Here is a 17404-nt window from a genome sequence, read left to right as displayed (position 1 = left end):
ACGCCGTCGCTGTCGCGGACGGACAGCCAGCGAGGCCCCACACATAACTACCACCACGACGATCCATTCATAATGACTGACTCACCACCCACCACCGGCCTGCACCACGTGACGAACATCTGTACCGACATGGACGAGACCGTCGAGTTCTACGAGGACGTGCTCGACTGGCACACGGTCAAGCGCACCCAGAACTACGACGACCCCGGGACGAAGCACTACTACTTCTCGCCCACGCCGGAGGGCGAGCCCGGGACGAACGTCACCTACTTCGAGTACCCGGACTCCCGCGGCGCCCCCGGCCCGGGCGCGAGCCACCACTTTGCCATCGGCGTCGAGGACGAGGCGACCCTTGAGGAGTGGCGCGAGTACCTCGCCGACCAGGGCGTCCGCGTCTCGCAGGTGAAAGACCGGACCTACTTCAAGAGCATCTACTTCAGCGACCCCGACGGGCTCGTCTTCGAGATCGCGACCGAGGGCCCGGGCTTCACCGTCGACGAGGAGGCGCCGGGCAGCGAGGAGATCGACCCGTTCGCCGACGAGGAGTCGGGCGCCGACGGGGCCGACGACTGATGACGGAGCAGGCGACTGACGACGACCGGCAGGTCCGTGGCGGGGAGCCCGACGAGTTCGGGTCCCCATACCGGCTCCTGTCCGGATCCGTCGTGCCGCGCCCGATTGCGTGGGTGTCCTCCCGTGGCCCGTCCGGGGAGAACCTCGCGCCGTACAGCTTCTTCAACGTCGTCGCCGTCCAGCCCCCCGTCCTGATGTTCGCGCCGGTCGCGACGCCGACGGCGCCGAAGGACACCCTCGCGAACGCGGTGGAGACGGAGGCCTTCGCGGTCAACGTCGTCACGCGCGACCTCGTGGAGGCGATGAACGAGTCCGCGGCGACGCTGCCGCCGGGCGACTCGGAGTTTGAGCGGGCCGGCGTCACGCCGGTCGACGCCGACCGCGTGGACGCGCCGCGCGTCGCGGAAGCGCAGGTGAGCTTCGAGTGCGAGCTCTACGAAGCCACCGAGGTCGGCGGGTCGACGATGGTCCTCGGCGAGGTCGTCTACGCACACGTCGACGACGCCGTTACTACGGACGGCAAGCTCGACACGGAGAAGCTCGACGCCGTCGGGCGTCTCGCCGGCAACAGCTACGCCGACGTGAGCGAGCGGTTCGATATCGAGCGGCCCCCGTAGCGTCGCTCGCTGCGATCCCGAAAGGTCGCGAACTCCCGCCGCACCATTTATATTAGGAACCTAATATGCTATATAGTGTACTGAGAGCCTTCTACAAAGCGTTTATACGCTAATCCACGTGAACACGTATCACAATGGCTGACGACGACGCGGACACCATGAAAGACGTCTCGCACACTGCACCGAACGACACCTCGGCGGACGCCGTCTGGGGACGAGGCCGGGACACGAACGCGTCGGACGACTGAATTCGGCTCTCGACCGACGCACAGCCCGATACCCTCCTCATCTTCTCTCCGAACCACACGCAGAGCGGCCACTCAGTCGCCAAACGCGCCGAGACTCGACTGCAGGTCGCGCTCGGCGGTTCCGTCCTCGAGCTCGTAGCCGACCAGGTCGCGGACGTCGACCGCGTACGTTGAGCCGCCGCGCTCGAGTACCAGGAGTCGCCCCTTCGTGCCGACGACGGTGCCCGTCGCCATCGTCTCGGCGACTGGCCGGCTCGAAAGGTCGAGTCCGTGGTCGAAGTCGAAGGTCTCGATGGGGTCGAACCGGTCGAGCAGCGACTCCCAGCCCGCTTCGTCGACGGCGGCGACGAGGCTCTCTCGTTTGGTGCCCACGCGCACGCGGTCGACGAGGTCGTCGGCGGTCGCGAGCTCGGCCTCGATCTGTCGGGCGACCCGCCCGTTCTCGACGGTCCTGATGTGCGCCCCGCGGTCCGCCCCCTGCTCCCGGAGCCGCGTTTCGAGCCGCCACTTGCGCGTGACGCCGACCTTGAAGCGGTTGGGCGCGAAGGCGGCGAGGTAGATGGCGTGGTCGTCGTAGCAGTCCATCTCGTCTTTGAGACAATCGCCGGTGCATCGCGCACAGACCCAGACGCTGTCGTGGGCGTCACAGTACGGGGCCGCCGGGGCGTCGCAGGCGACGTGGCCGCCCTCGTGAATGGTCCCGGCGCAGTGGCGTTCCCCGAGCGTGTAGGCGAGGTCGGTGCCCGGCGTCAGGTCGACGTACTCGACGCCGCCGTCGCCGTTCCCGCCGCTGTCGCGCTCGTCCTCTCCCGCGGCGTCGCTGTCGCTCACGAGCAGGCCGGCGTCGCCCGTGTCGTACCCCACGATCTGCACGAGTCGGGGTAGGCGACGGGCGGACAAAGGCGTGTCCCTTGCAGCGATGCGGCAGCCGCCTGCCGGCAACGAGGCCGCAGTCGACGCGGCTACTCTTCGCTCTCGCTCTCTTCGTCGCCGGCAGGCGCCTCGTCGTCAGCGGCGTCAGCGTCCTCGGCTTCGGCGTCCTCGGCTTCGGCGTCCTCGGCTTCGGCGTCCTTGGTTTCGGGTTCCTCGGGTGCTTCCTGCGTCCACCGCTTCTCCACGTCCCGATTGGCCACGACGACGAGATCGCCGTCCTCGGTCCGGATACGGGTCTTCCGGAGGTCGATGCCGACGACCGTGCCGGTCGTCGACGCGGTCGTCACGAAGTCGCCCTCGTTGAAGTCGGGGTCCTGCAGGAGGTAGACGCCGGCGACGGTGTCGGAGAGCATCTCCTTCAGCGCGAGAGCGACGCCCAGCGCGATGAAGCCGGTCGCGGTGCCGAGACTCGCGGCGACGCCCTCCATCCCGACGATCTTCAGCAACACCAGCGCCGCGGCGAACCACAGAAACAGCGTCGCCACCGCCACCGCGAGGTCGACGATGAGCTTCTCCTCTTTCGAGTAGATGCGGCTCAGCGTCGACCGTAACACCGTGGTGAGGAGACTGATCGCCAGGTAGGCGATCGTCAGGAAGACGATCCCGTAGATCAGTTTCGGTAACGCGGCGACGATCCCCCCGACGAACTCGGAGACGACCCGCTGGAGGATAGTCCCCTCGGCCTGGAGCGTGTAACCACTCATTACAGTGGCTTCTCACGCGCCCGACACAAGTAGCCTTTCGTGAAAGTAGCCCTGTGTGACCACCAGCCGCCACCGGACCGCGCGGAGGAGGTTTACGTTCGCGGCCCGTACTCCGGCCGTGGTTCACGTCACTCGCGACCTGTTGACGGTCCTGCTCGACCACGCCTCGGAGCGCGAGCCGTCGACGGTCAGCATCCAGCTCACCGCAACGCCGGCCGGTGAGTTCGAATCGCCCCTCGATCTGGACCCCGAAACGCCCGTCCTGACGCACTTTACCCTCCCGGACGTCGGCGGCTCGGTCAACGCGGTGTTCGGGGTCGACCTCGGGACGCCCGCGGGCCGCGGCCGAGCGCGATTCGTCTCCCACCCCGACGGCTCACCCGAGTTGACAAAGACCGACGACCTGGCCGGCGTCGTCCTCGTTGCGATCCCGCCGTGGGAGCCGTCGGACGTCGTCGCCTACGACCGCGCAGGCACCCGGATCGACCTCGCTATCGTCGACGCGGCCCCGCCCGAGGAGACGGTCCCGGAGTGAGTTCGGCTCCCGTGGGGGCGCCTCGTGGCCTCTCCCCGGGGCGAACGCCGTGGATTTTTGAAGGGAGCGACCAAATCGACGCGTAATGGCTGTCAGGCCCCCGAGCGGAGATGCAGACGAGCCGGAGGCTATCGAGTTCGGTATCGCCGCGCTCGACGCTCGTATCGACGAGGCGGACGTCGAGTTCCCCGCGACGGACGAGGAACTGCTCGTCGCCTTGCACGCGACGGAGATCCCGTACGACGCGGCCGGCCACACCCTCGACCTCTCCGAGGCGCTGGATCGCGTCCCCTCCTCGGAGTTCGAATCGGAGACGGAGCTGCTGGACGAGCTATACCCCGTATTCGAGCAACGCCGACGCCGCGGAACGACGTTCGTGGAACGCGTCCGCGGGCTGCTTCCGTTCTGATTCCGGAGCGAGACCCGCCTTCTCGGTTCTTGATGATGGTTTCGCCTTCGTGACTCTTCTGCAACTCCGGATGTCTTCGGCGAGGCGGTTTCGTCGTACGACGACTCCAATACCCTGACATTAAATTTATTGTATCTCGGGAGAGAATAATTTACAGGACGTCGCCTCACCGCTCCCACAGCTCGAATTCTGTTCCGCTAGAGGAATCAGAACCTAAACACTTAGCCTCGCGCCTTATCAGGGTTTCTGGAGTCTGCATTGACGACATGGCTCGGGCAACACTCGCCGTCGTACTTGCAGCCGTACTCGTATTGAGCACCGTGGCGTTCGGGGCGACAGCGTTCACCACCGCGACAGTCGAACGACAGGCATCGATCGACGTCGTCTCCGACGACAGCGGTCCGTTGCAGTTCACTTCGGGCGGAACCGGGATCACCGAGATGGGCTCGAACGGGGAGCTAAACATTGACGTTGGACTCCTGGGCGGTACCTCGGGAATCAATCCGAACGCGAGTTACACGTTCGGGAACGCAAGCGCGGATGGAGCGTCGTCGGTCTCGGCGTCCGACTACGTGTTTACGATCAACAACACTGACAGCGTCAATCACACGGTCCAGCTCACGTACACCCCCGACAACAGCATCGGCGCAAACAACGTCGTCTTCGAGGTCTACCGGCTCGGGAACGGGACTGCGAGCGGGTCGCTCGCGACGGTGAATGCGGGCGGCTCCGATTCGTTCACCGCGGAATCGGACACGACCTACCACATCATCGCGATGTTCGACACGGGCATCGACGGACAGACCGTCGACACGTCGTCGACCCTCTCGGGCACGATGAACGTGAGCGTCTAACCCGGCCGTCGTGAGCAGCTAATCGGCCACCGACGCCGCCCGCGGCGTCGGTTCGACGATCGTTCCGAACGTGAACACGTGGCGCTCAAACCCTGGCACGCTGTCGCCCTCGTCGCCGTCGCGCTCCTTGCGATAGCCGCAGCGCCGGCGACGTCTCCCGTAACCGTCTCGTACGTTTCCTCCGACAGCATGGAGCCGACGATCGCGCAGGGCGACGGCTACATTCTCGTTCCCGCGGGTGAGATCGAAACGGGGGACGTAATCACGTTCTACTCCGAGGATCGGAACGTCTACGTCACCCACCGGGTCGTCCGCGAGACCAGCGACGGGTTCGTGACGCAAGGGGACAACAACCCGACGCCGGACCAGGCGACCGGACTCCCGCCTGTGCAGCGACACCAGATCGTCGGCGAGGTGCTCACGGTCGGCGGCGACCCGGTCACGATCCCGAGTCTCGGACCAGCAGCGGAGTTCGTTCGATCACACCCCCTCGGGGTGCTGCTCGGCGGCATCCTCGCCTGGGCCCTTTCGGCCGTGGTCGCGGAGGGGCGACGTCGACGACCGGACAGGACGGTGCTGCGGGTCCGCGACGTCGCGCTCCCGGTGTTCGGCGTCGCGCTCCCCATCGCCGTCGGCTTCGTGCTGCTGACGGCGACGCACTCGACGTTCACGTATACGGCCGTGCCGGATGGCGGCACGTCGGCGGCAACGCTGCCAGTGAGCGAACCCGTTACGCGGTCGAACACGGTGCGGATCGTCCGGTCCGTCCTGACGACGGTCGTCATCAGCGCCGACGGCGCGGACGTCGCGGCGCTCACGGTCACCGATCGTTCGAGCGTCGGGCTCGTCGCCGAGCGGACGACGATCAACGCAACGATGAGCGTGACGGCGGACGCGGTCGGTCCCCACCGAACGACGCTCCACGTCTACGTGTACCCGGCAACGCTGCCGGAATCGGTACTGCTGTGGCTGCATCACCACCATCCGTTCTGGGCGGCGAGCGCGTCCGTGTCGGCGCTGTTCGCCCCGGTCTGTATCGGCTACGCGCTGTTCGTCGACGGGGAGACCCCGCTCCGCACTCCCCGAAGTCGGACGCTTCGCCGACTGTTCGGCGACGGAAATCCATGAGCAGGCGCCGGAGCCAGCGGCGCGATCGCCGGCGCGGCGGTCGAGCCTGGGTGCGGCTCCTGGTGCTCGTCCTGCTTTGCTCCAGCGTCGTCGGTATTGCGCTCGATGGAACCGCCGCGTTCGACGCGGCGGCCCTCGAACGGGAACCCGGGGCCGACGTCGTCACCGACGAAAACGGCGTGCTCTCGCTGGACGTCGCTGCGGACGTCCACACCGGGACGACCGAGAACCTCGTCGACACGTCGAACAGTCTCGACAGCGACGTCTCCGTTACCGTCAGGGTGACCGGCGCTGCGACGGACTACGGGGACCTCGTCGTCGACGGGACCAACGTAGGCGATTCGACCACGTTTACGCTAACGAGCGGGGACGCCCAGCAGGTCGAGTTTCAGACGGTCTGTGACAGCGGCGTCGTCGGCGAGGCCGTCACGTTCAACGTCTCCGTCGATGGCGACGGGCTCTCGGGAACGGCCGACCGATCGGTCCCCATTGACGACGGCAACTGCGACCTCGCGCGGGGCGTCGTCTACGCGACGCCGAGCGACCGCGACCTCAGGACGGTCCGGAACGGCAGCAGTGCGGCCTACGACGCGACCAGCGTCCAGGTGACCGGGCCGATGACGGCGGACCTCGACGACGACGGCCGCGCGGAGATCCCGTACGTCAACGGAAGCAACGGCGACGTCTTCGCCGTCGACCGCAACAACGAGTCGACCCAGCTGCTCGACGCGAGCGCGCTGTCGGGCGTGCTCGATGCGGGCGCGGAGACGGACAAGACGAAGATGGCAACCGGCGTGTGGAACGAGAGCGGCCACGCGGTCTTCTTCGTCGACGACGGGGAATCGTACGTCTACTACGCGAACGAGACGGACACTGTCGAGATCGTGGAGGCCTCCAACGGCGCGAGCGCCGTCGTCGGCGTGCTGGATTTCGACGGCGACGGCGCGACCGAGATCGTCTTCGTCGACGGGAGCGCCCAGCTCCGGTACGTCGAGGAGGATGGGTCGACGATCCGGAAAGTATCGAACGGGGGGATCGGTTCGAACAACGGCGTCGGAGCCGGTGCGCCCGCGGACTTCGACGGCGACGGGACGCCCCGCGTCCCCTTCGTCGACGGGAGTAACGTCCTCTCAGTCGTTACCGCGGACGGAACCAGGACGAAATTGAGCACCGACGGGAACAGCATCTCGGCGGACAAAGCACCGGTGGCCTCGTTTGACTGGGACGACGACGGGGATCCGGAGATCCTCTTCCGCGATGCCGGAGTGCTCTACGTCGCCGACGACATCGGCGACGGGACGGCGACGGTAACCAGGGTCACCGTGGACGGCTCGGACGTTAGCGTCGCGGCTGAGACGGGGGCGGCCTGATGGCTGGACAGCCGGATTGCTGGGGTGGCTGATTGCTGGACCGTTCGATGCGGGACAGCCCGATGGCTGAACAGCTCGACGCCGGGGATGGCCGTCGTTTTCTTAACACTGTCCGCACGTGGGTAAGACAGAGCATCGTTTCTGAATAATGATTGGAACCGTCGATCTCAAGGCCAGATATCTCCTCGCCAGGCACGGCCTCGCCGTCGCCGCCGTCCTGCTCGTGCTCGCGTACGTGGCCGGTGGCGCCGCGGGCGTCGCCTACGCGAACGCCGACTCGTCGTACACTGTCACCGAGCGCGAGCACGTCCAGACGTTCCGCCAGACGGCGAACGACAGCGCCGTCGTGACCGGAGACACGCCACTCTGGGAGGAGGGGACCGTCCTCCGGGACAAGCCGATCTACCTGACCGACGTGTCGCCGAAACTGACGGTCACCTCTACCACTCGGACGCCGGCCAACACCGAGGTACACCTCTCCCATCGCGTCGACCTCGTCCTCGAGGCGACGGTCAGCGGCGAGGAGCTCTGGAGCGACCGGTTGCCGCTTACTCGGCGGAACGTGACAGTCACGGACGGTCGCTCCGTGACCGAGACGACGATCGACGTTCCGGCGACCATCGACCGGGTTAACGAGATCCGCGGTGACCTGAGCAGTTCGGTGTCGCTGTCGACGCAACTTCGCATCCAGACGCAGTACGAGAGCGACCGCTACGCCGGGTCACTGTCGACGACCGTGCCGCTCTCGCTGGGGACGGAGTCGTACTCCATCGGCGGTTTCCAGCCCGCCGAGCGCACTCACGAGCAGACGACGACGCGTCGACGGACCGCCGAGGACGAGCCGCTCCCGTCGACCACGTTCCTCGGCGGCGGCATGGCGCTGGTCTCCCTGTTCGGCGCGGTCGTCGCGGTCGTCGGCGCGCGCCGGATCGACGACCCCGAGAGGATCTACCGGGAGCTCGAGCGCCAGCGACTCGACGAGTGGATCTCCGCTGGCGCTATTCCGAGCTGGGCACTGGAGGAGTCGATTCGGATGGACACGCTCACCGACCTCGTCGACGTCGCCATCGACGCCAACGAGCGCGTCATCTACGACGAGGCGCGAGACGTGTACGCCGTCGTCGACGGGCCGACGACGTACACGTATCCCGGGACCGAAACTGGCTTTGTCTTCGGCGGGAACGACGAGGAGTTGGCCGCTACCCACTCTGAGTCAGTCGAGGACGACTGACTCCGGCAGGTACGCCGTCACGGTCCAGTTCGGAGCGTCGACGACCTCGCTGATCTTCAGGTCGACGGCGGCCGAGCAGAGCACGTAGGCGTCCGGCCGCGAGAAGCCGCGGTGCTCGTGGAGGTGGTCGATCATGTTCCGGACGGCGTCCTTCGTCGCGTCCATCAGGTCCGGCGCGATGCCCGTCGTCGCGTACATCGGCTCGTCGCGCCCCGTCGGCGTGAACGGGCCGGTCGTCTCGAACTCCGGCGCGTCGACCGACCGGCCCTCGGCGAGGTCGAAGCGCGCGGTCACCGACATCGGCGCCTCGATGCCGGTGATACACACCTCGCCGTCGCCCTGCGCGGCGTGGCAGTCGCCGATCGAGAACAGCGCGCCGGCCGCCTCGACCGGGAGGTAGAGCGTCGACCCCGCCGTCAGGTGTTTCACGTCCATGTTGCCGCCGACGTTACGGGGCGGCATCGTATCGTGCTCGCCGTCCTCGCCGGGCGCGAGGCCGAGGTTCCCGGGGAACGGGTCGAGGGGGACGGCGACCGCCGGCGCGTCGTCGTCGGCGAACCGGGCGACGCGGGTCCCGTCCTCGCGCGTGTCGAGGTCCCAGACGCGGAAGTGCGGGTCCGGGAACTCCTCCGGCAACAGGCCACCGCCAGAGTCACCATCGGGAACGCCGGAGAAGCCCCAGCCCTCGTGTTCGAACGCGAGGAGGTCGACGCGGAGCGTGTCGCCCGGCCCCGCGCCCTCGACGGCGACGGGGCCAGTCAGCGCGTGGCCCTCGGTCTCCACGGCCAGGTACTCCGTGAGGTCCGAGTCCGGTCCGACCTGCCGGTCGGCGGCGTCCCGGCAGTCGAACCTGACGACGTCGCCCGGCGCGACGGTGAGGACCGGGTCGATCCCGTTGTCCCAGGTGTAGTGGACGTTGCTGTCGTCGTCGGTCAGGTGATGGTCCGGCGTCGGCACGTCGCCGGCGGCGAACCGTCGCTCGGTCATGGAAATCGGTTACGGCTCTGCCCGGAAAACGATACTGTCGCCGGCACACGACACTCGCAGTGCTGGGTCGGCCGCCTACTCTACCGGCCACATCCGTTATTCGGCGCGGCGGCGAACGTCGAACTGACATGAGCGCAACCGTGTACATCGACGACCCGATCGGTGGAGAGGAGGCGCGGATCGAGTGTGAGGAAGTACGGATCATCGGCGAGCTCGTCTGGGCGACGCCGGACGGGGACGGACAGGAGACGGTCGTCCCGCTCGGGAACGTGACGGGCGTGAAGGGCGACGTCGTCAAGCAGGACGTCGAGGAGATCGAATCGCCCGGTGGCCTCTTCACGGAGCTCGTCACTGACCTCTCCTGAGGCAGGCGGGCTACCATCCCGGCAGCGGCCCGTTCGATTCAGAGGAGGTCGTCCACGCTCGCCGACTCCTCGTCGTGCCAGCCGTCCGGTTCGACGAGCCGTTCGAACGTCGTCACCTCCTCCTGGAGCGCCTCGTGCTTGAAATAGAGCGTCTCGACGGCGACGAGCGCGAGCGCGATGACGAGAACGGCGTAGAAGGTGTGCCGCTCCGTGCTGTAGAGGTGCCAGAACATGACCACGAAGAAGCCACCGGCCCCGACGGCGCCGATCGCCGGCGGGATCGGGTTCACTTCCGGCTGCTCGCGTTGTTTCAACGCGAGCAGGCTCATCGCGCCGAAGACGACGATGAACGTGAGGGAGGCGAAGGAGGTGATCGCGCTCAGGGACCCGAACGCGGCGAACGCGGCGATGACACCCCCGAGCATGATCAGGATCCGTTGCGGGACGCCGTCCGCGCTCGCGTCGCCGACGCGGTCCGGCACCAGGTCCTCGGAGAGCATTCCCTTCGCGAAGTAGCCGGCCGAAAACAGTGTCGCGTTGAGCGCGCTCCCGGTCGAGAACAGCGCCGCGAGCGAGATGACGACGAAGCCGTAGGGGACGACGGGGTCGGCCGCGACGGCGAGGGCTCGTTCGGGATGCTGCTCGATGACGGACAGCGGCGCCAGACTGAGCGTCGAGATACCGACGAGGACGTAGATCCCGACGGCGGCGACGACGGAGGCGTAGACGGCTTTCCGGATCGTCTCCATCGGGTTCTCGAAGCTCTCCTGGCTGTAGAACAGCAACTGCCAGCCCTGGAAGGCCACGAAGGAGACGCCGGCGGCCATCACCGGCTGGACCGAGGCGATGCGCTCGAGCCCGGCCTCGATCTGTCCGGTGTTCACGCCGTAGTAGATCCCGGCGACCCCGAACGTGAGGAGGATGGCGACTTTTACCCCCACCAGGAGGTTCTCCGTCGCGCCCGTCGCCTGCGCGCCGAGCAGGTTGAGCCCGACGAACCCGGCGACCATCAGCACGGAGACGACCGGCCGCATCGGGACCCCGGCGACGGCGTCCGGGACGACGGCGAACCCGACGGTGTAGCTCCCGAACGCGTACGCGTACATCGCCATCGATCCGACGTAGCCGAACAGCAGCGTCCAGCCGGCCATCCCGGCGAGGTCCGGGTTCTCGAGGAAGCACTGGATGAACGTGACCGAACCGCCCTGGCCCTCGCTCAGCTCGTTGAGCTTGACGTACGAGTACGCCGCACAGAGTGCGACCACTCCGGCGACGACGAACGCGAACCACGCCGCGGCCCGGGTGATCTGGGCGACGACGCCCAGCACAGCGAAGATGCCGCCGCCGATCATTCCACCGAGTGCGATCGAGACTCCCTCGGTCAGTCCGAGCGACTCTCCATCCATACCCGGCGAAAGGAGAGGGAGACTGATATGCGTGTTCGCCGTCGTCGCCGAAGCGACAGTACATTTATATACACGCCCGCCCCCGAGACGGGTATCATGCTGAACCGCGTTCGCCGTCCCCTGCTGTTGGGTCTCCACCAGGTCGTCGTCGCCGTCGGTATCCTGCTGTTCCCGCTCGAGCTCGCCGCCCACCGTGCTGGCCTCCGCCTTCCCGTGCCCATCGCGCGCCTCGTCGACGCGACGGGCCGGGCCCTCGAGAACGCAACGAACTGAGCGGGTTTGGTCCCAGTTCGCGGCGAACTCACGACCAGGAACGAATGGGGCAACGAAAGGCGGAAGGGTTGCCTTTATCAGCGCGCCGAGCTAACGATGGCGTAATGCGAACTCCGCAAGCTGATCTCTCCAGCGAGATGTCTCACGACGACCAGCCGGTGTTCGGTCCCGAGCTCGGCGAGTTCGAGCAGAGCGAACAGCGCGCTGCCGCCGCTGAGGACCAGGACGGCATGAAGACGGGGACGACCACCGTCGGTCTCACGACCGAGGAGGGCGTCGTGCTCGCGACGGACATGCGCGCGTCGCTCGGCCGAATGGTCTCCTCGAAGGACGTCCAGAAGGTGGAGCAGATCCACCCGCGCGGCGCGCTGACCATCGCCGGCTCCGTCTCGGCGGCCCAGTCGCTGATCTCCACGCTGCAGGCGGAGACGAACCTCTACGAGGCCCGCCGCGGCAAGGACATGTCGATGGAAGCGCTCTCGACGCTGACGGGCAACCTGCTCCGCTCGGGCGCCTTCTACATCGTCCAGCCGATCCTGGGCGGCGTCGACGAGGACGGTGCACACATCTACTCCATCGACGCCCTCGGCGGCACGACCGAGGAGAAGTACACGGTTACCGGCTCGGGCTCCCAGTACGCCCTCGGTGTCCTCGAGCAGGACTACGACGAGGACCTCTCGATCGAGGAGGCCAAGCAGCTGGCCGGCCGCGCCATCGAGTCCGCCGTCGAACGTGACCTCGCGTCCGGGAACGGGATCAACGTCGCCGTCGTCACCGACGAGGGCGTCGAGATCACCCGTCACAAGGACTTCGCGGAAGTCCTCGGCGACGAGGAGTAAGGTCGTCGCCGTCGAGTTCGCGCTCGACGACGCCGACGCAGACCACATCACCGAACTGGCCCGTCGAACGCGGTCGCTGACTCTCTTCCGTTTCTCGTGACGGCCAACTCGGCCGTCCGTTCTCCAGCGACACCAGCAACAGCGTCGCTGTCGACAGCGACGACTGTCCTCAAAACGGTTTGACCGCCGACTACCAGCCGGCGAGGCTTCCGTTTATAAGCGTCTCCGTCTGGTTCCCGACGTACTCCCGCTGGGTGTCCTCCACGGCGTCGGCGAAGGCCGCTCCGTCGTCGAGCCGTTCGCGGACGCGGTCTTGCTTCCAGCTCGCCGGCGTCGTCCACTCCTCGACGCGCCAGCGGAGGGGCGCGAGCCAGCGCTCCGCCTCGGCCTCCGAGCAGCCGGCTGACTCCAGTCCCGCGCCGGCGTAGTCGAGGATTTCCTCGTAGATCTCGTCCGTCTCGGTCGTCAGCGTGCCGTCCGTCCCGATCCACGAGAGCTCGGCGTCGATCCCGTCGGCAACCGCGGCGTAGAAGTTGTCGACCGCGCGCTCGTGCGAGAGGCTGATCACCGGGTGCTCGTGCTGTGGCAGCGCCTCCATCAGGCCGGCGAAGGCGGCCTGGAACGCGACTGAATCCCGGACCGTCGGCTGACCGGGGACGGGCCGGAACTCGATCCGGGCGTTCGCGGCCGACCGGCTTGCGCCCTCGAACACCGGCCGGACCCACCGCCAGTACGTGCCGTGCTTCAGCCGGAAGGTCGCGAAGTCGTCGTCGAACCGGTCGCTGCCGGCCTCGACCGGCATCGGGACCAGCGTTTCGTCGGACGCGATGCGGTCGACTGCCTCCTCCGCGGTTTCGAGGTCCCGGGGGAACCGGACCTTGTTCTCGTCCGTGCGGCTGTTCAGCACCGACTCGAAGACGTGGATCCGGTTCTCCTGGGCGCCCTCGGCGAGGACGCGCTCCGCGTCCCAGTCGTCGTCGTACAGCTCGGGTGGGAAGAACGGCGAGTTGACGCCGAGCGCGAGGAGGGGGCCGGCGATCCGCAGCGCGTAGTTGAAGTGGACCGGCAGCGTCGCCGCCTGCGCGACCTGGTAGTGGGGCTGGATGGAGGTGATGAGGCTCTCCGGCATCACCGTGTCGGCCTCGAGGGTAATGCCGGGCGCCTCCAGTGTCGTCGTCGCCGGTTTCCCGGGTGCGTCGTCGCCGCCGTCCTCGCCAGTGTCGTCCCCATCGTCGGCGTCCTCGTCAATGTCCTCGTCGTCGCCGGTTTCGTCGCTGCCGACGTCGACGGCCCCGAAGTTTGCCATCGCGTGATACCGGGCGGCGTCGCTCATATTCGTCGCGACGCGGATCCCGTCGATCTCGACGCTGTCGGTCAGGTACTCCCGCGCGCTCTCCCCGACCGGCGGGATCGTCCAGACGCCGTCCGAGACGAGCCGCATCCCTTCCGCCGCGGCCGTGTCGAGCGCGGCGGCCAGCCGGGCCCGGATCTCCGACTCCTGCGCCTGGAGCCCGTGCTCCGAGAGGGGCTGCGGACTCGTGCGCATCTCCGCGTTGTGGAGCCCGAGCTCCTTCTCGAAGCCCATGTGCTCGAGCAGGCGACGGGGCACCCGCATCAGCGCGTAGTCCTCCGCGCGCGACTCCTCGCTCCAGCGCCCGTCGGCGACCGCGTAGAACTCGTACTCGAACCCGACGATGGACTGGTGGTTATCGAACGCGCCGTCCCGTAGCGCTTCCTTGACGACCTCAGCGTCGGCCTCGGCGCGGGCCGAGAACTCCTCGGCGTCGACGTCGAGGGCTTCCCGGACGCGCGCCGCAAGGTCCGACTCCGTGCTCATGCCAACTGCGACGGGCGGCCACATAAAAAAGCCCGGCGACCGATCCGACGTTCGCGGACGACTGCCGTGCACCGCCGAATCCCGGCGCCAGACGGCCTGAACGAGCCGGGCCAGAAGTTGAGACCGCTAATCCCGATGCAGACGACGGTAGTTTGGCCAGTGATGGCAAAACACTTTCTGGGACTACCACCTATCGGTTGAGCATCGTGTTATCGGGGGTGTTACGCGAAGGACTCCTCCAGTATGTCGTGTTCGGGGCCACTCCCGAAGCCGTCGGCCAGCGATCTCAGATACCGCCATCATGACGAACCGTGATCTCGGAGTCACGTCACGCATGACTCGGTGGTTCAAATGCCGCCGTCGTAGTCGGGCTCGTTGGGAGCAGTCGAATAAGCACTCAGTCGTCAGATTCGACGGGGATGTCGACGCCGCCTGTCCCGCTGCCGGATCCGTCCGTCTCCGCCGCCTGGGCCAGGTCCTCCAGTGCGAGCGCGACGTTGCGTTTGTTCGCCTTCCAGAGCGCATCGAACACGGTACCGGCGTAGGGAATGGACCCACCCGTCAGGTCGATGGTGATGTTGGCGATCATCTCCAGCAGCGTGGTGAAGGAGACTCCGAGGTACGCCGACTCGGCGACGATGTACAGGGAGAAGGCGCCACTCACCACGTCGCCAGCGACAGGGAGTGCACCCAGAACCGGGTCGATACCGATGCGGACGCCGATGCCGGGGACGCGCACGCTCTCGTCGAGCACGTACGCGACCGTCTCCATCCGCTTGAGCGCGGCTTCGTCGACGCTCCCCGGTAGTTCACCGTCGTAGTCGACGTCGAAGCGAGATTCGAAGTCCGCGGGCATGGGGGTAGCGTTTCGTGTTGGTGACGGAAAGTCTGTGTGGCGGGTGTCGTCCCGACGCCAGTCTCGGCCCTTCATTCGCGAGTCAACGCGTGATCGAACGCCCTTCGGGCACGGTCATCGCGACCAGATACGTGAGATCCCTGTCGAGCAAACTCGCGAGATGTACCGACAGGGGGGCCAGCAACTCATCGACGAGCTCGCGGAGATGGAGGCGTTCTTCCGGGCGGGTATTGTCGCGATCGACCCCGTCGACGCCCACCGCCGGTCCGGGGGCCTTTTGAATGCCGCCGGATCACCCACTGTATGGAGTTTGCCGAGTTCGCCGCCCGGGCCGAGACGATCGAAGCGGAGCCCGGGGACCTCGAGACGACGGCGCTCGTCGCCGCGCTGTTCGACGACGCCGACGAGGCCCTCCCGACGGTCGTCCGCTTCCTGCTGGGGCGTGTCTTCCCCGCGCACGACACTCGAACGCTCGACATCGGTCCCTCGCTGTGTCAGGAGGCCATCGCCCGCGCAGCCGGACAGAACGTCGACGCCGACGACGTCGAGGACCGGCTCGCCGAGCGGGGGGAGATCGGCGCCGTCGCGGCCGGCTACGAGTTCGGCGGGCAGCAGGGGCTCGGCGCGTTCGCCGGCGGCACCGACGCCCTCACCGTCGCCGAGGTGGACGAAACGCTGCGCGAGCTCGCAGCTGCGTCCGGCGCGGGCAGCGAGAGTACCAAGCTCGACACGCTGTTCGGCCTGTTCAACCGGAGTGAGCCGACCGAAGCGAAGCTGCTCGCACGGCTCGTCCTCGGCGAGATGCGCCTCGGCGTCGGCGAGGGCGCCGTGCGCGACGCCATCGCCGAGGCGTTTCTCGCCGACGCCAAACAGGCTGGGGAAGGCGACCCAGCGACTGAGGCGGCCGAAGCCGCGGAGGCGACGCTCGAACAGTTCGCCGTCGAGGGGGAAGATGCCGACGCCGATGACGCCGTCGACGCCGATGCCGCCGCGGATGCCGATGCCGACGCGGACGCTGGTGCCGTCGCGGATGCCGCTGCCGACGCGGAGGCCGATGCCGAAGTCACCCTCCACGCGTCGGACGCCGACGTCGCCGCCGTCGAGCGCGCGCTCCAGGTGACGAACGACTACGGGCACGTCGCCATCCTGGCGCGCGACGAGGGACGGGAGGGCCTCGACTCGGAGGGGCTTCAGGTCGGGCGACCGGTCCAGGCGATGCTCGCGCAGGCCGGAACCGCGAGCGACGCGATGGACGAGTGGGACGCCGCGGGCGTCGAGACGAAGTTCGATGGCGCGCGCGTCCAGATCCACTACGCTCCCGGGGACCAGGCCAGCTCCGTGTCCGAGGCTGGCCGCAACCCCCTCGAACCCCGGATCTACTCGCGGAACATGGACGACGTGACCGCCGCGCTTCCCGAGATCGGCGAGTTCGTCGCCGACGCGGTCGACGTCCCGGTCATCCTCGACGGGGAGGTTGTCGCCGTCGACGACGCGGGCGACCCGCTACCCTTCCAGGAGGTGCTCCGTCGCTTCCGCCGGAAGCACGACGTCGAGCGCATGCGCGATGAGGTCGAGCTCCGGCTCCACGCGTTCGACTGCCTCCACGTCGCCGGCGACGACCTGCTCGACGCGCCGCTCGTCGAGCGTCACGACCGCCTCGCCGACGTCGTCCCCGACGCCGCGGCCGACCTCGACGTCGTGGAGACGGTCGACGCCATCGCGGAACGGGAAACCGCCGCGCTCGAGGCCGGTCACGAGGGGATCATGCTAAAGGACCCCCACGCGGCCTACACCCCCGGTGACCGCGGGCGCAACTGGCTCAAGCGGAAGCCGGACGTCGAGACGCTGGACCTGGTCGTCACGGGCGCGGAGTGGGGCGAGGGCCGCCGGGCGAACTTGCTCGGCACGTTCCTCCTCGGCGTGCGCGACGACGAGGGGGACGGCTACGAGACCATCGGCAAGGTTGCCACCGGGATCACGGACGAGGAACTGGAGGACCTGACCGAATTGCTGGAGCCGTACATCGCGAGCGAGGACGGCACGGAGGTCGACCTCCAGCCCGAGGTCGTCTTCGAGGTCGGCTACGAGGAGATACAGCGATCGCCGACCTACTCGTCAGGCTACGCGCTCCGCTTCCCGCGATACGTCGAGCGCCGCGAGGACAAGGACCCGTCTGACGCCGACACGCTCGCGCGCGTGGAGCGGCTGGCCGACCAGCAGTAAGCGGTCACGGGCGGGG

General features: G+C 67.6%; 18 protein-coding genes. 12 read left to right on the top strand and 6 right to left on the bottom strand.

From position 1 onward, the window contains the following. The first annotated feature begins 72 nt into the window (after positions 1–72). Both ACQE3M_RS12945 and ACQE3M_RS12940 read left to right on the top strand, forming a co-directional pair. On the top strand, positions 73–573 hold the full coding sequence (locus ACQE3M_RS12945) for a VOC family protein (protein WP_430506041.1): 501 nt from the start codon (positions 73–75) through the stop codon (positions 571–573). Continuing rightward, positions 573–1190 (top strand): flavin reductase family protein, encoded by a 618-nt coding sequence (locus ACQE3M_RS12940; RefSeq protein WP_430506040.1) that lies wholly within the window; start codon positions 573–575, stop codon positions 1188–1190. Before ACQE3M_RS12945 ends, ACQE3M_RS12940 begins: the two co-directional genes overlap by 1 nt. 320 nt (positions 1191–1510) lie before the next feature. Here ACQE3M_RS12940 and ACQE3M_RS12935 read toward each other — a convergent pair whose 3' ends face one another. Both ACQE3M_RS12935 and ACQE3M_RS12930 read right to left on the bottom strand, forming a co-directional pair. After that, positions 1511–2269, bottom strand: coding sequence for a DUF2797 domain-containing protein (locus ACQE3M_RS12935; protein ID WP_430506144.1), 759 nt, complete (start codon positions 2267–2269; stop codon positions 1511–1513). Positions 2270–2400: 131 nt separating this feature from the next. Further along, a complete protein-coding gene (locus ACQE3M_RS12930; protein WP_430506039.1) occupies positions 2401–3075 on the bottom strand; it encodes a mechanosensitive ion channel domain-containing protein in 675 nt (224 codons plus the stop codon). A 118-nt stretch (positions 3076–3193) separates the two neighbouring features. On the opposite strand from ACQE3M_RS12930, the gene ACQE3M_RS12925 reads away from it, so the two are divergent. The 6 genes from ACQE3M_RS12925 to ACQE3M_RS12900 all read left to right on the top strand — a co-directional run bounded on the left by ACQE3M_RS12925 (position 3194) and on the right by ACQE3M_RS12900 (position 8602). Beyond that, positions 3194–3610 carry a hypothetical protein gene (locus ACQE3M_RS12925; protein ID WP_430506038.1) on the top strand — a complete coding sequence of 139 codons (417 nt, stop codon included), beginning with the start codon at positions 3194–3196 and terminating at the stop codon, positions 3608–3610. 85 nt (positions 3611–3695) lie between these two features. Then, positions 3696–4019 carry a hypothetical protein gene (locus ACQE3M_RS12920; RefSeq protein WP_430506037.1) on the top strand — a complete coding sequence of 108 codons (324 nt, stop codon included), beginning with the start codon at positions 3696–3698 and terminating at the stop codon, positions 4017–4019. Between the two features lie 266 nt (positions 4020–4285). Continuing rightward, positions 4286–4873: a hypothetical protein gene (locus ACQE3M_RS12915; RefSeq protein WP_430506036.1), complete on the top strand. Its 588-nt coding sequence runs from the start codon at positions 4286–4288 to the stop codon at positions 4871–4873. A 78-nt stretch (positions 4874–4951) separates the two neighbouring features. Then, the gene (locus tag ACQE3M_RS12910) at positions 4952–6001 is read left to right on the top strand and encodes a signal peptidase I (RefSeq protein WP_430506035.1); all 1050 of its coding nucleotides are present in this window, start codon (positions 4952–4954) and stop codon (positions 5999–6001) included. Positions 6002–6051: 50 nt separating this feature from the next. Next, positions 6052–7371, top strand: a complete 1320-nt coding sequence (locus ACQE3M_RS12905; RefSeq protein WP_430506034.1) for an FG-GAP repeat domain-containing protein — start codon at positions 6052–6054, stop codon at positions 7369–7371. A 148-nt stretch (positions 7372–7519) separates the two neighbouring features. Then, complete coding sequence (locus ACQE3M_RS12900; RefSeq protein ID WP_430506033.1) at positions 7520–8602, top strand: DUF5305 family protein; 1083 nt, start codon at positions 7520–7522, stop codon at positions 8600–8602. On the opposite strand, the gene ACQE3M_RS12895 is transcribed toward ACQE3M_RS12900, so the two are convergent. After that, positions 8585–9589, bottom strand: coding sequence for an acetamidase/formamidase family protein (locus ACQE3M_RS12895; RefSeq protein ID WP_430506032.1), 1005 nt, complete (start codon positions 9587–9589; stop codon positions 8585–8587). The genes ACQE3M_RS12900 and ACQE3M_RS12895 overlap by 18 nt on opposite strands. Before the next feature lie 128 nt (positions 9590–9717). Between ACQE3M_RS12895 and ACQE3M_RS12890 the strand changes: the two genes are divergently transcribed. After that, complete coding sequence (locus ACQE3M_RS12890) at positions 9718–9954, top strand: hypothetical protein (RefSeq protein ID WP_430506031.1); 237 nt, start codon at positions 9718–9720, stop codon at positions 9952–9954. 38 nt (positions 9955–9992) lie between these two features. Here ACQE3M_RS12890 and ACQE3M_RS12885 read toward each other — a convergent pair whose 3' ends face one another. Next, the gene (locus ACQE3M_RS12885; protein ID WP_430506030.1) at positions 9993–11360 is read right to left on the bottom strand and encodes an APC family permease; all 1368 of its coding nucleotides are present in this window, start codon (positions 11358–11360) and stop codon (positions 9993–9995) included. 96 nt (positions 11361–11456) lie between these two features. Between ACQE3M_RS12885 and ACQE3M_RS12880 the strand changes: the two genes are divergently transcribed. After that, positions 11457–11633: a hypothetical protein gene (locus ACQE3M_RS12880; protein ID WP_430506029.1), complete on the top strand. Its 177-nt coding sequence runs from the start codon at positions 11457–11459 to the stop codon at positions 11631–11633. A 104-nt stretch (positions 11634–11737) separates the two neighbouring features. Then, positions 11738–12472 (top strand): archaeal proteasome endopeptidase complex subunit beta, encoded by a 735-nt coding sequence (gene psmB, locus ACQE3M_RS12875; RefSeq protein WP_430506028.1) that lies wholly within the window; start codon positions 11738–11740, stop codon positions 12470–12472. A gap of 190 nt (positions 12473–12662) precedes the next feature. Here psmB and ACQE3M_RS12870 read toward each other — a convergent pair whose 3' ends face one another. Continuing rightward, positions 12663–14309, bottom strand: coding sequence for a glutamate-cysteine ligase family protein (locus ACQE3M_RS12870; RefSeq protein WP_430506027.1), 1647 nt, complete (start codon positions 14307–14309; stop codon positions 12663–12665). A 397-nt stretch (positions 14310–14706) separates the two neighbouring features. Further along, positions 14707–15165, bottom strand: coding sequence for a DUF4112 domain-containing protein (locus ACQE3M_RS12865; protein WP_430506026.1), 459 nt, complete (start codon positions 15163–15165; stop codon positions 14707–14709). Between the two features lie 303 nt (positions 15166–15468). Here ACQE3M_RS12865 and ligA point away from each other — a divergent pair, with 303 nt between their 5' ends. Beyond that, positions 15469–17388, top strand: coding sequence for an ATP-dependent DNA ligase LigA (gene ligA, locus ACQE3M_RS12860; RefSeq protein WP_430506025.1), 1920 nt, complete (start codon positions 15469–15471; stop codon positions 17386–17388). Positions 17389–17404 lie beyond the last annotated feature (16 nt).

It is taken from the genome of Halosubterraneus shenae, from assembly GCF_050510935.1.
Taxonomy (GTDB): domain Archaea; phylum Halobacteriota; class Halobacteria; order Halobacteriales; family Haloferacaceae; genus JBDGPU01.
Note: the sequence above shows the minus strand (reverse complement) of the source record. Positions and strands in the feature narration are given on the sequence as shown.

Bases quoted from the DNA above. Each gene is read 5' to 3' on its own strand.
- psmB (WP_430506028.1), top strand. From the start codon at position 11,738: ATGCGAACTCCGCAAGCTGATCTCTCCAGCGAGATGTCTCACGACGAC.
- ACQE3M_RS12915 (WP_430506036.1), top strand. From the start codon at position 4,286: ATGGCTCGGGCAACACTCGCCGTCGTACTTGCAGCCGTACTCGTATTG.
- ACQE3M_RS12890 (WP_430506031.1), top strand. From the start codon at position 9,718: ATGAGCGCAACCGTGTACATCGACGACCCGATCGGTGGAGAGGAGGCG.
- ACQE3M_RS12870 (WP_430506027.1), bottom strand. From the start codon at position 14,309: ATGAGCACGGAGTCGGACCTTGCGGCGCGCGTCCGGGAAGCCCTCGAC.
- ACQE3M_RS12900 (WP_430506033.1), top strand. From the start codon at position 7,520: ATGATTGGAACCGTCGATCTCAAGGCCAGATATCTCCTCGCCAGGCAC.
- ACQE3M_RS12865 (WP_430506026.1), bottom strand. From the start codon at position 15,165: ATGCCCGCGGACTTCGAATCTCGCTTCGACGTCGACTACGACGGTGAA.
- ligA (WP_430506025.1), top strand. From the start codon at position 15,469: ATGGAGTTTGCCGAGTTCGCCGCCCGGGCCGAGACGATCGAAGCGGAG.
- ACQE3M_RS12930 (WP_430506039.1), bottom strand. From the start codon at position 3,075: ATGAGTGGTTACACGCTCCAGGCCGAGGGGACTATCCTCCAGCGGGTC.
- ACQE3M_RS12895 (WP_430506032.1), bottom strand. From the start codon at position 9,589: ATGACCGAGCGACGGTTCGCCGCCGGCGACGTGCCGACGCCGGACCAT.
- ACQE3M_RS12885 (WP_430506030.1), bottom strand. From the start codon at position 11,360: ATGGATGGAGAGTCGCTCGGACTGACCGAGGGAGTCTCGATCGCACTC.
- ACQE3M_RS12940 (WP_430506040.1), top strand. From the start codon at position 573: ATGACGGAGCAGGCGACTGACGACGACCGGCAGGTCCGTGGCGGGGAG.
- ACQE3M_RS12945 (WP_430506041.1), top strand. From the start codon at position 73: ATGACTGACTCACCACCCACCACCGGCCTGCACCACGTGACGAACATC.
- ACQE3M_RS12920 (WP_430506037.1), top strand. From the start codon at position 3,696: ATGGCTGTCAGGCCCCCGAGCGGAGATGCAGACGAGCCGGAGGCTATC.
- ACQE3M_RS12880 (WP_430506029.1), top strand. From the start codon at position 11,457: ATGCTGAACCGCGTTCGCCGTCCCCTGCTGTTGGGTCTCCACCAGGTC.